Origin of the sequence: Pseudobacillus sp. FSL P4-0506 (assembly GCF_038003025.1) — a bacterium.
Classification (GTDB): domain Bacteria; phylum Bacillota; class Bacilli; order Bacillales; family Domibacillaceae; genus Pseudobacillus.
On record NZ_JBBOOI010000001.1, the window covers coordinates 2,331,458 to 2,344,653 of the forward strand.

10 protein-coding genes are annotated in these 13,196 nt (G+C 42.2%); 9 read left to right on the top strand and 1 reads right to left on the bottom strand.

Going from position 1 to position 13,196, the window contains the following annotated elements; translation table 11 throughout:
* The first annotated feature begins 23 nt into the window (after positions 1-23).
* Complete coding sequence (locus MKZ02_RS11650) at positions 24-1,772, top strand: methyl-accepting chemotaxis protein (protein ID WP_340853658.1); 1,749 nt, start codon at positions 24-26, stop codon at positions 1,770-1,772.
* A gap of 567 nt (positions 1,773-2,339) precedes the next feature.
* Entirely contained in the window at positions 2,340-3,698 is a 1,359-nt protein-coding gene (locus MKZ02_RS11655; protein WP_340853659.1) for an IS1182 family transposase, read from the top strand.
* 179 nt (positions 3,699-3,877) lie between these two features.
* Here the strand turns inward: MKZ02_RS11655 and MKZ02_RS11660 are convergent, their stop codons facing one another.
* Positions 3,878-4,546 (bottom strand): MOSC domain-containing protein, encoded by a 669-nt coding sequence (locus tag MKZ02_RS11660; RefSeq protein ID WP_340853661.1) that lies wholly within the window; start codon positions 4,544-4,546, stop codon positions 3,878-3,880.
* Positions 4,547-4,871: 325 nt separating this feature from the next.
* On the opposite strand from MKZ02_RS11660, the gene MKZ02_RS11665 reads away from it, so the two are divergent.
* From MKZ02_RS11665 to MKZ02_RS11695, 7 genes are all read left to right on the top strand, one after another.
* Positions 4,872-6,914 carry a helix-turn-helix domain-containing protein gene (locus MKZ02_RS11665; protein WP_182916959.1) on the top strand — a complete coding sequence of 681 codons (2,043 nt, stop codon included), beginning with the start codon at positions 4,872-4,874 and terminating at the stop codon, positions 6,912-6,914.
* Positions 6,915-7,244: 330 nt separating this feature from the next.
* Positions 7,245-9,431 carry an acetate--CoA ligase family protein gene (locus MKZ02_RS11670; protein ID WP_340853663.1) on the top strand — a complete coding sequence of 729 codons (2,187 nt, stop codon included), beginning with the start codon at positions 7,245-7,247 and terminating at the stop codon, positions 9,429-9,431.
* Between the two features lie 4 nt (positions 9,432-9,435).
* Positions 9,436-9,885: a MaoC family dehydratase N-terminal domain-containing protein gene (locus MKZ02_RS11675; RefSeq protein ID WP_340853665.1), complete on the top strand. Its 450-nt coding sequence runs from the start codon at positions 9,436-9,438 to the stop codon at positions 9,883-9,885.
* A 47-nt stretch (positions 9,886-9,932) separates the two neighbouring features.
* Positions 9,933-10,349 (top strand): MaoC/PaaZ C-terminal domain-containing protein, encoded by a 417-nt coding sequence (locus MKZ02_RS11680; protein WP_120032169.1) that lies wholly within the window; start codon positions 9,933-9,935, stop codon positions 10,347-10,349.
* A 20-nt stretch (positions 10,350-10,369) separates the two neighbouring features.
* On the top strand, positions 10,370-11,533 hold the full coding sequence (locus MKZ02_RS11685; protein ID WP_340853667.1) for a thiolase C-terminal domain-containing protein: 1,164 nt from the start codon (positions 10,370-10,372) through the stop codon (positions 11,531-11,533).
* Positions 11,534-11,544: 11 nt separating this feature from the next.
* Positions 11,545-11,961 (top strand): Zn-ribbon domain-containing OB-fold protein, encoded by a 417-nt coding sequence (locus MKZ02_RS11690; protein ID WP_120032165.1) that lies wholly within the window; start codon positions 11,545-11,547, stop codon positions 11,959-11,961.
* A gap of 36 nt (positions 11,962-11,997) precedes the next feature.
* Positions 11,998-13,194, top strand: a complete 1,197-nt coding sequence (locus tag MKZ02_RS11695; RefSeq protein ID WP_120032163.1) for an acyl-CoA dehydrogenase family protein — start codon at positions 11,998-12,000, stop codon at positions 13,192-13,194.
* Positions 13,195-13,196 lie beyond the last annotated feature (2 nt).

Below are 13,196 nucleotides of genomic sequence, written 5' to 3' on the forward strand. Positions count from 1 at the left end.
TTTCCAATTTAGGGGACAAGAAGATGGGTGTGAAAGGCAGATTAGGTGGATTAGGCATAAAGATAGCTAATATTGCTGCAATTATTATTGTTATCTTAACAGTTGTAAGTGGGAGTATGATATATCATACTGCTCAAGAGGCGGCAGAGCGTGCTATCTCAAATGTTAGTATAGACACAGCCGAAACGATTGTTAGCCATATAAATCCTGAAACTTATAAACAATTCTTACAAAATCAGAAAAAAAATAAAGTATATTGGGAATTGAGACAGCAACTGAATGATTTTAGAGTAAAAACAGGAGCATTATATGTATATACACTTGGTGTAACAGATACAAAAGAGATTGAGATTCTAATAATCGGAGAATCCGCCAAGACTGCATCAACAATAGGTGAGACAACTAATGCCACGACTTACAAGTCTATTGAGCCGGTACTTAAAGGAGAAACGGCAAGCACTGAAATCGTAAATGATCCTAAATATGGCGAGTTTTTATCAGCTTTTGCGCCGATAGAAGATAAAACAGGAAAAGTAATCGGTATTTTAGGTGTTGATATTAATGCGGAGAAAGTAGGCTCAATAACAGATAAAGTAGTATTGGAAAGTTTACCGACCTTTCTGGTGACTACAATTATTTTTATGGTTATCGCTGTGATCATTTTATATGTATTTATTATGAACGCGTTGAAACCACTTAATATCGTGAAATACACGGCAGAGCATGTAGCGGAAGGCGATTTGAGGGGCGCTAATAAATATATCGCAGGCTTGCCGGTGAAACGCAGAGATGAGATTGGCCAATTAAGTCAATCATTTCACCATATGGTCTATCAATTAAAAGAGATCATTCAAAAGGTTACTTTTACATCTGAGCACATTGCCGCTTCTTCGGAGCAGTTGTATGCAAGTGCCGAACAATCAACACATATGAATCAGCAAATTGAGCAAGCAATTGAAGAAGTTGCCACCGGCTCTAGCAAGCAATTAAACGCTTCAGAAGAAGGATTTCAAGCGATAGAAGAAATGTCATTGGAGGTTCAGCAAATTGCAAAATCTGCTTCTTTTGTTTCAGATATATCGATGGGAGCATTGAAAGAGGCACAACAAGGGAAAGAAGCGATAAATAAGGTTCTTTCGCAAATGAGTTCAATTAATCATTCAGTTGAAGGAACCGCCAAAGTTGTTGAACGATTAGGTGAACATTCGAAGGAGATTGTTCAAATATTAGATGTCATTACAAATATTGCAGACCAAACGAATTTGTTATCTCTTAATGCCGCTGTTGAAGCAGCACGTGCTGGAGAACATGGTAAAGGCTTTGCAGTAGTTTCCAATGAAGTCCGAAAGCTGGCCGATCAGTCAAGGCAATCAATAGATAAAATTGCCGGGCTAATTAGGGGCATTCAAGAAGATACACAAGAAGCGATAGTGGCAATGGAAACAGGAGAAGAAGAAGTACGTTCAGGTTTGACTGTTGTAGAGGAAGCAGACCGATCCTTCCAGCGCATATTAGAAAATATTGAATATGTCGTAAAACAGATACAGGACGTTTCAGCCTCATCACAAGAAATGTCTGCCAGATCTAAACAAGTAACAGGCTTAATAGAAGAGATATCAAAAGTCGCTAAGAGCGCTACAGTAAATTCTGAACATGTAGTATTTATCACAAAGGATCAGTTTGCCTCGATGAATGAAATATCCAGCTCTTCTGAAAGCCTGGCCCATATCGCTCAGGAGTTACAGAAAGCCATTCATCGATTTAAACTGTAAGGTTGAAATAAAGCCGGTCGTTAAGAGAACGGAGCATTAAGAGCATTGAAAGCAGGGAAACTTGCAAATATTGTTGTCCTAGAGAAAAATCTCTTTGAAATACTCATGAAGGAGATACCTGGTACAAAGGCGCAGTTACGCACGTTTATAGTAGAAAAGTGAGTTTCCCTAAATAGAGAGGAAGGGAAAATACAATAGAAGGATTGGCACACTTGACAGTTCCATTAGATTCTATTTTATATTCGTTGCCGTAGCTAGGTTGATTTAGGATATAAAATCGCTGAAATTCTAAATGGATTCTTGAAAAAGGCCTGCTCTTGGTGAGCAGGCCTCAGACTGTAGACAAACTCAATGAAATTCTAGAGTTTGTCTACAGTCCTTTTTATTTTGCTTGTGAATGGGGGCTGTTGATTTCCATTCCAGGCGCTTCGCTTTCCGCGGGGCGGGCGGTGAGCCCGCAGGAGTCTTTGCGCCATTCATTTCAATCAACAGGGGTTACAAAGTTAGAGTAGCCGTACAACCATACCTGTTTTAAAATAAATAGATCAAACACTTGAGGTGAGAAAGATGCTTTCGAAAAACAATCCAATCCAACGGAATCAAATAGAAATGATCGCTCTAGACCAGCTTGTACCAGAGAATCACCTGGTCCGTAAAATGGAGGCAGCGATGGATTTCTCTTTTATTTATGACTTGGTGGAAGGATTGTATGCGGAAGTGGGCCGCCCAAGCATTGATCCAATTATTTTAATTAAACTAACATTTATCCAATATGCCTTTGGCATTCGATCCATGCGCAAGACGATCGAGGAAGTGGAAACGAATATGGCCTACCGCTGGTTTCTCGGTTATGGATTCCATGATAAAGTGCCGCATTTCTCTACCTTCGGTAAGAACTACGAGCGTCGCTTTAAAGATACCGACCTGTTTGAACAGATCTTCTATCGTATCTTAAAAATAGCTGCCGAGAAAAAGCTCATTAGTGCGGAGCACGTTTTTGTGGATTCCACTCATGTAAAAGCTAGCGCGAATAAGCGTAAATTTGAAAAGAAAATGGTTCGCAAAGAAACACGCGCGTATCAGGAACGCCTCCAAGAAGAGATTAATCAGGACCGAGAGGATCATGGAAAAAAGCCGTTCCCGCCAGATAAGTTCGATAAAGAAGAAACAAAAGAAATCAAGGAAAGTACAACCGATCCGGACAGTGGCTACTACGTTAAAGACGAACGAACCAAACAATTTGCCTATTCCTTTCACGCGGCCGCAGACCGTAAGGGATTCGTAATTGGCACAATGGTCACACCAGGCAACACACATGACAGCCAAATCTTAGAGCCGTTAATGGAGAAAGTGATAGAAAAGGTAGGAAAACCTAAAGCTGTTGGTGCAGACGGAGCTTACAAAACACCTGCCATTGCCAGTTATTTAATGGAAAACGGCATGACACCTGCTTTGCCTTATACACGGCCGCGCACAAAAGAGGGCTTCTTCAGAAAGCATGACTATGTGTACGATGAACATTTTGACTGTTACCTTTGTCCGGCAGGGGAAGTATTGAATTACTCAACGACGAATAAGGAAGGCTATCGTGAATACAGATCACCCAAACAGGTTTGTACCTCCTGCCCTTTTTTAGCTAAATGCATGGAAAGCAGAAATCATCAAAAAGTGGTGACACGCCATATTTGGCAGAAATATATGGAAGAGGCCGACCATCTTCGCCACCACGAAGAAGTTAAAGCGATTTATGCGGAGCGAAAAGAAACGATTGAGCGTGTATTCGCAGATGCAAAAGAAAAGCATGGCATGCGTTGGACAACGTTAAGGGGACTTAAAAAATTGTCGATGCAAGCGATGCTTACTTTCGCTGCCATGAATCTCAAGAAAATGGCCAGCTGGACTTGGCGAGAACCAGAAATGGCTTAAATGATGACCTCGGAGAGGTCTATCTTTCTCTCGAATGGCTTTAAAACTACCGAAAAATCAAAAGGGGTTCGGAATAAGACTATTCCGAACCCCTTTTGTCGACAAACTGAGGCCTGCTCTTGGTGAGCAGGCCTTTTTCTTGCTAGGGGAGTCCATATTAATAAATTACTTGAAAGGACTTATAAAAGAGGAGCCAATTTATTCAATCGATCTTCCAGCAGCTCTTTCCACTCATTGGCTAATTCATCAACAGCCAGCATCTTTTTCATTCCTTCCGCATCTTTCGGTTTACGAAAGTAAATTTCATTCCCTTCGAGGATGGATACCTGTTTTGGATGTGATTCTAACAGCGTTATGTTAGAGTCATTGCGAACGGTACCTTCTTCTAAAACCCGGCACAAATAGCCCGTGAAACCTGTTTGGACCATCCTTTTTAGGAGAGCTGGATTATTACTCCTCTTTGTAATCGTGCTGCACGGAATGCGGCCTTGAGTTACTTGGATGACGGCTTCACCTAGACGAAAAACGTCCCCAATATACACGTCTTTTTCCAGCATATTCGTTACTGTTAAATTCTCTCCAAAAGTGGAAGAGGACAAGGGGATTGCAAACTCCTTTTCCCAAAGTGAATAATGCTCATACGGATATACACATACGGCGCGGTCGGGCCCTCCATGATACCTTAAATCTGCTACTCCATCGCCCCGGAAGCCTTCTTTCGTTAAGAAGGCTTCTTCAACCGTTTGTTTACAAATACCAGTCTCCATTTCTTTGCCGTTTCCGTACGTCAATTTTTTAGGCAAGCCAATGGAGAAATTTTTTAATTCAATCACTTGGCTGTTTCTCATTTCATTTACACCTGCTCCATACTGTTAATAGATGATTATTAAATTTTACCATTTATACAGTTTATTTCTATAAAAACTTTATTAATTATCAATGACAATCAGGTAATGAGCGTCTGAAAAAGCAAAAATAACAATAGCACACAAAAGTTCAGCCAACCTTAGCAGATTGATGGGAAGAATAGGGATATTCCTTTAATCAATAGCAAAATGCCGTATTGAATATTCAGAATAATTTTGCTACATTTAAGGATAACTAATGATTCTAGAGTTCAACAAAAATATTCATCGAGACATATATCCTCTATTAAAGTCTGGGGAGGTAGTAATGATGTTAGAAAATGATCATGTTTTGAGACAGAAAGGTGTAAAAAAAACAAACAACCTTTCTAAACAATTATCAGGAAAAATAGATGATTTTCTTATTCTGTGTGTTTATGAACAGGATAGTAGATTAGGGCTCGATCACAGATTTGGAGGCAGATCAGAGAGGACAGCATCCGATTTACCGATCTTTATTGAAAATGAAGGGTTTAATTCATTTATCATTTGGGAGCGCGTCTACCGGGAGAGTGCCCAAGTGTTTAACAGTTTGCGTGTGGCTGCACGCAACCGGTTCATTAGACAAATTGCTGATAACATTGTTACCCACCTGTTGATGAAATATAAAAAGTTTTCCCCATCCCTATCCTCCATCTTGAATGATAAGACGTTGAAAAGCTCATCCATCCACTACATAGAGAATATTTTGAAAAGGGATACTTTTTTAGTGAATGACGAAGTGTGGGAGAATTTTTGTAGGTGGTGCCGAATGCATTTAACTGAATGGGTCCTTGAAGAAATGGCACAATCTCTTGGTCCTCATGGCTTAGAGGCATTAAATAGGAAAGAGTTAAATGAGCTTTTTTATGAGTATATATCAAAAAATTTATCTGAGGATCAAGAATTTATTATAAGGTTTACAAGTATAGTGAACACTTACACGTTAGAATGGATTAAGAAAATTAGTAGGATGTTAAATCTAGAAGATTGGACGATGCACGAAATTGAGGCCATGTTCAATTTAAAAAAGAATGCTTTGTTTCAACCATTTTCTGCATTGTCGCTTGAATACGACTCAACTCTAGCTACAAAAGATTTTTTGTCTGTCATGAACAATGCCCCCTACCAATCTGTTCGGGAGGCTCTTTATAAGAACCATTTTCTACATGAACAGGGCTTTTGGCCAACCATGCCGCTTTCTAAAGGAAACATGACGGGCGTACTTCAAATCAAGCCCTTTAAAAAAGATCACTATCGATTTCACGCTACCCACCCCATTATTAAGGAATCGTGGAAGCAAGCTGAAGGATTATCAGACTTAGATGCAGATGTATTTGATGCGCTTTGTGCTATTTTCTTGTCTAAAGCAAAACACTATAAAGATGTAGTTGAAGTGGAGATCGATGATTTGTTATCTATTCGTGGCCTAAAGCCAAAGTTGGGCGGGGAGGGGCGACGGGGCGGCTATGAATTAAAGCAACGACGCCAAGTGTTGAAATCGCTTTCAATCATCCAAAATCTATGGATTGAGCTAGATAAAGCGATAGTATATGAAAAAGGAAAACCAGTAGAGACAAAACTCGAAGGACGAGCCTTTTTATTTGTTGATCAAGAAAGACAAGACTGTCGGATAACGGAGGAAATGAACGGAAAAAAACTAAGGTATACAGTCGATCAAGTATTTGCAAAGTATTTAAGCGGCTCTGGAAGGCAGGTAGCACTTCTTCCTATAAAAACTTTGCATTATGATCCTTACCGTAAAACGTGGGAAAAGCGGTTGGCCAGATATTTAAGCTGGCGTTGGCGGATTCAGGCAAGAAAAGGAGACTTTCTTCAGCCTAATAAAGTCAACACGTTACTAGAGGCGATAAGTGTCAATACTAATGAACGTATGCCTTCGCGCACGAGAGATCGATTGGAAAAGGCACTTGATACCTTACAGCAAGATGGCCTTATTCAGTCCTGGCATTATGAAAAGTGGAATGAGTTGATTGCCGATCAAAAAGGATGGGGCCGTGTTTGGGCTCATTCGACGATTGTTATCGATCCACCTGAATATGTGAAGGAACAATATCGGCCGATTAAGAGAAATCAATCCGTACAAAGCATACCAAAGGCTCAGCCAGATCATTATAGCGTAGAGGGATCAACAGAAATCATGGGGAGCCGAGTAAGGGAAATAAGAGAAAGATTAAACCTATCTTTGCATGAGGCAGCGGAAGAAATTCAAATCTCTTCTTCTTATTTGAGCAGCATTGAAAGAGGAAGGAAAATTCCGTCAAATAAAATTCAGGCAAGATTGATCAAGTGGCTGGAACGATTTCATTAACAATCAAAAGAACGGTATCTCCATTTTGAAGATTGGAGATACCGTTCTTTTTTGTTTGTAAAAGCGGAGGTCCTCATAAAGCAAGAAGTCTATCTTATTCATTTGTCGAGGTTATCAAGCATAAAGTCGGGGTTATCGTGTACACAAAAATTGTTCTTTATTATTTTACCTCTTATATAACAAAGGATGTACGGATTTTTTTAAAAACTTCAAAGCCTAATAATTAAATAATCTAAGTATCTTTTTTTTCTGAATTATTAAATCGGGTTTTATATGATAGCAATCAAGGATGGATATCTATTCAAATTATGTTAAATCGGGGTGAAAAGCATGAGTAATGAAAGCGTTGCCGAAAGAAGTCTCGAATCATTATTTTATCCTCGTTCTGTTGCCGTATTGGGTGCATCAAAGAATCCTAACAAGCTTGGTTACATTCAAATGAAAGCCTTAATCGACGGAAAGTTTAGCGGAGAGATTTTTCCGATCAATCCAAAGTCTACAGAAATAGAAGGATTGCCGTGTTACTCGTCTATTACGGACGTACCGAAGCCTGTAGATTTAGCGATATTTTGTGTCAGTGCGAATCAAATTCAGCAAAGTCTTGAAGAGTGTGCGCAGAAAAAAGTAAAAGCTGCCATCATCTTTGCTTCCGGTTTTTCTGAAACTGGCGAGGAGGGGGCAAAGCAGCAGGAGCTCCTTGCTGAGATTGCCAGAAAGAATGGCATTCGATTGATCGGCCCGAACTGTGTAGGCATGGTAAATACACTGAATGGGCTCGTTGGTACCTTTTCACCTGGCGTGATGGCCTATCCATTAAGTGACAATCGCGCCGTTGGGTATGTTTCTCAAAGCGGGGCTTTTGGCGTCCTTACTTATATGGCGGCAGCCCAACATGGTTTAAGCTTTAACTATTTTGTTACTGTCGGGAATGAAATGGAAACGGAATTTGCGGACATCGTCGAGTATATGGTTCATGATCCAAATACGAAAGTGATCAGCGGCTATTTAGAAGGCGCAAAAGATCCTGCTAAGCTGCGCCGATTAGCAAAAGAAGCACTTGACCGCAATAAGCCTATGATCGTGATGAAGACGGGACGAAGTTCGGCAGGAAGCCGGGCGGCCGCTTCTCATACCGGGTCTCTGGCTGGTTCAGACCAGGTTTATGATGCTTTCTTTAAGCAGACAGGCATGATTAGAGCGAATGATTATGAAGAAATCATTTCTTTTTCCAAGCTGTTTCTTTCGGGGAAATTACCTACGGGGCGCAATACCGTCATTATTACAAGTTCCGGCGGAAGAGGGATCAACGAAGCGGACCGTTGTGAAGCGAACGGCCTTACAATCATTCCGCTTAAAGACGAGACGAAAGCAAAAATTAAACAAGCTGTTCCGTCATTTGCCAGTACATCTAACCCTATTGATTTAACAGCTGCTGCGGCAGTGACGAATCCAGAACTATTTATCGCACCATTGCGGGCACTGAGTGAAGATCCGGAAGTCGATAATATCATTTTAACCGAGTTCCCTATGCATTGGGAGGCTGATCACCCTTTGCTTCAGGAATTTATTGAGATTTGCAAAAGCTCCGATAAATTCATTTTGGTTACGACATTTCCACTGCAAGGAATGTCTATTCCTAAAGGGGCCGCTGAAATGGAGAAAAATGGAATACCGGTAATAACAGGGGATTTACATCCCGTCTCAGCTCTTGCCAAGCTGGTCGATTACAGTGAGAAATATCGCCGTAACAAACAGGCGAATGAATCGGCAGAACAGCGTGAGACAGCAGGGAGCGAGGCAAAAGGTATTTTGGAGAACTTGCTAAAGCCGGGTGTTACATTAAGTGAATTTGAAGCGAGCGAAATATTAGAGATTTACCAAATTACAACGGCTCAAAAAGCCCTGGCAGCTACGGCTGAGGAAGCTGTTCAATGTGCCAGAAGCATTGGCTATCCGGTTGTGCTGAAGGTAGATTCCAAAGATATTCCTCACAAAACAGATGCTGATGCAATCAGACTTCATTTGCAAAACGACCATCAAGTGATCGATGCGTATGCTGATATTTTGCGATCTGCTAAAGGGTACAAGCCGGATGCAGTTATTAATGGTGTATCTGTTCAAGAAATGCTTCCTAAAGGCACAGAAGTCATCATCGGTGTCACGAAGGACCCTGCCTTTGGTCCGGTCATCATGTTTGGTCTAGGTGGAATTTTCGTAGAAACACTCAAAGATGTGTCTTTCCGAGTGGCTCCGCTTACAAGGCAGGATGCTATCGAGATGGTGGAGGAAATCAAAGGAAAAGCCATCCTTTCCGGAGTGCGTGGTCAAGCACCTGCCGATCGTGAAGCCATAATCAATGTGTTACTAAGAGTCTCAGAACTCATTGCTGACTCGGAAGGCAGGATTGATGAGTTAGACATTAATCCACTCATTGTCTATGAGAATGGCTTGAAAGCAGCCGATGCGCTTATTGTGACAAACAGCCATATGGCTGAAAAAACAGAGGTTGGAGGGTAAACCAATGGATTTAGATAAAAGCATCATCGGTTTAACAGGACCGGAATTTACGTTTGAAGTGGACAAGAGGCATATTCGGCAATTTGCCCAGGCCATCGGTGATCAAAACCCGTTATACGTGGATGAAGAGTATGCAACCGGCACGCCTTATGGAGGAATCATTGCTCCACCTACCTTTCCGATTGTCATTGGTTCAGAAGGTGAGGGCATTGATCTTGAGCTTGATCCGAAACGAATGCTTCACGGTGAACAGGAGTTTATTTACACTCGTCCAATCAAGCCCGGAGACCGCCTGACCTGTCAGATGAAAGTAACTGATTTATATGAAAAGGAAGGAAGAAGCGGACGAATGCAGTGTTTAGTGCTTGATACAGAAATCAAGGATGAAAACCAAAACAGAGTAGTTATTAGCCGTATGAATATTATTTACCGCTCAAAAATGACCGTTCAATAAGCCAAAATATAACAGTTATTTTTGGAAAGAGAGAGGAGGAGCAGCGATTGCTGACATACAGTGAATTGCAAGAAGGACAAGTATTAGAATCGCTTACAAAACCGGCCGTTACAAAGGTGCAACTCGTTAAATATGCTGGCGCTTCAGGAGACTTCAATCCGTTGCATACGGATGATGAATTTGCCAAAAGTATCGGAATGCCGGGCGTTATTGCCCATGGCATGCTCATCATGGGGTTTCTTGGCGAATATGTGATGCATATAGCCGGTGTGACAGCTGAATCAACAAACTTTCGTATGAGATTTGGAGCGATAACAAGACCAGGGGATGAGATTACCTGTTCGGCAGTTGTCCGCAGTGTCTATGAAGAAGAAGGAAAGCAATATGTCAATCTAGAGATTAAAGCTGAAAAAGCACCTGGGAAAGTTGTTGGATCAGGTCAAGCTACTTTGCGTTTTTTCTAAAATGAAGAGGGGTGTTTTGTATGGCACAAATAAAAGACCGCTATGCCATTGTTGGTGTAGGAGAAAGTGAGCGTTCAAAAAACTCTGGCACGACACCGCTGCATCTGGCGCTAGATGCAGCAAGAGCGGCCATTCAGGATGCGGGACTTGAAGCGAAGGATATCGATGGATTTATGAGCTATAGTGAGAATGACTCTTGTACTTCCCATCAATTGGCTACTTATCTAGGTGTTCGTCCTAAATACGTTAAAGATATTATGGGGGGCGGCAGCAGTACGGAAATGCTAATTGCAGATGCAATTGGGCTCATTGAAACAGGACAGGTGAACACGGTGCTCATTTATCGTTCGATGAATGGACGCTCGGGAGTGAGAATGGGCGGCGGCGGATGGGACATCAATATGCTGCAGTCTGCTATTGACGGCGGCAGCTTTATCATCCCTTACGGAGCAGGGGGGCCGGCTCAATGGTTTGGGCTTTTTGCTACTCGACATATGCATGAAACTGGGCTTACACAAGAGCATTTAGGTCACGTGTGCGTCAGCTTTTACGAACATGCCCAGCGAAATCCGAAAGCTTATTTTTATGGAAAGCCATTAACGATGGAGGCTTATAAAGAAACCCCTTATTTAAGCTACCCGTTCAATAAACATGATTTTTGCCTTGAATCAGATGAAGCGAATGCCATTATCGTAACATCGGTTGAAAGAGCAAAGGATTGCCAGTCAAGGCCGGTTTATATTATGGGGATAACCGCCAGACAATGTGTATCCCACTCTCATTACTGGTCCGACTTATCAGAAGTAGCAGCCGATTACGTAGCTCCTGAATTGTATAAAAAGGCCGGCATTTCTCCGGAAGATTTAGATGTCGCTTCCATTTACGATTGCTACAGCTGGGTTGTTTTGCGGCAGTTAGAGGCTTATGGCATCGCGCCGCGCGGAGAAGTAGGGGACTTTGTAGCAGCAGGCAATCTGAAAATGGGCGGAAAACTCCCAAGCAATACAGCCGGTGGCATGCTCTCAGAAGGCTATACACATGGAATGAACAACGTTCTTGAGATTGTCCGCCAGATTCGTCATGACTATCAAGGAACAGACCGCCAAGTGGAAAATTGTGAAATCGGTCTCTGCACGGGCTGGGCTGGTCCGGATATTGCTGGTGCTATGATTCTTAGAAACTAGGAGGGGAAACTATGGACTATCAAAAACCAATACCATTAAAAAATCAGGATAATCACCCATATTGGGATGCAGCCGATCGTCATGAGCTGATGATCCAAACATGTGAAAATTGTAAGCATTATTCACATCCGCCTGGACCGGCCTGCTCCAAATGCGGCAGTACAGAACTCAGCTGGGAAAATCTCGGCAGTGAAGTGAATGGAACTGTCTATTCATTTATCGTTTCCTACCGGCCGTTTCTACCTGGATTTCAAGATGACCTTCCGCTTGTCATCGCTGTTGTAGAGCTGGAAAAAGCACCACAAGTAAAACTGATTGCCAACGTGTTGAATTGCAGCCCGGAAGATGTAAGCATCGGGATGAATGTAAAAATGACGTGGCAAGACATCACTGAAGAACGCGCTCTGCCACAATGGATTCCTGCGTAATTCGATAATCGTTTGATTTGAAAGGGGAGAAAAAGAATGGATTTTTCTTTTACAGAAAAAGAAGAAGCATTTCGCCAGGAATTTCGTACATGGCTGGAAAGCAATTTGCCCGATGGCTGGTTGGAAGGAAAGAGAGACATTCCGGAAGACAAGGAACAATATTCAGAGTTTTTGAGAAACTGGCAAAGAAAGTTATACGAAGGTGGCTGGGCAGCCATTGCTTGGCCGGAAAAATACGGGGGCAGAGCAGCCAGCTTAATGGAGGAGATCATTTATCAGCAGGAGCTAGTACGCGTTAAGGCTCCGCCGCTCGTAAATTATGTTGGCATTCATATGGTAGGACCCACGTTAATGCAAATCGGGACGGAAGAACAAAAGGAGGCGTACATCCAAAAGATATTGACTGGTGAAGAGGTATGGTGTCAGGGCTATTCGGAGCCGAATGCTGGATCAGACTTAACTGCTATTCAAACATCAGCCGTCCGTGACGGAAACCGTTGGAAAATTAATGGCCAAAAGGTGTGGACGAGTTTCGGACATCTAGCTGACCGCTGTTTTCTTCTCGCCAGAACAAGCCGGGGAGAAAAGAAACATAAAGGGATTACGGTTTTTCTTTTAGATATGAATCAGCAGGGGGTGGAAACGCGGCCAATTATTCAGATGGACGGAAAGCATGATTTTAATGAGGTGTATTTAGAAGATGCTATTGCCTACGATGCAGATATTGTTGGTGAAGTGGATGAAGGCTGGAGAGTCATGATTGCTCTGTTGATGCATGAAAGATCCGGCATTGGGGCCCAGGTATTCACCCTTGAGCAGCAATTTGAAGATTTGGTCGTATTGGCGAAAGAGTTGCAAGAAGACGGCCAGCCTCTGATCGAAAACCCGTTTACCCGCAAAACAATGGTGGATTTATATACCCGCTCCAGGGGCTCGCTCTTAAACTATTATCGAAACCTGACAAAAACATTGAAAAATGGGCAGCCGAGTGCAGAGGGATCAATGGATAAGTTAATAGTGAGCGAATTGACGAAAGAACTGTTCTCTCAATCACTCTCCATACAGGGCCACCAGGGCGTATTGTGGAAAGAGGATGCGATTTTCGGAGATTCCTATTGGCAAGATAACTTCCTGTATTCATTCGGCATGACGATCGGAGGAGGAACGAGCGAGGTGCAGAAAAATACGATTGGAGAGCGCATTCTCGGCTTACCTAAGGATCTGGGACGCTAAAC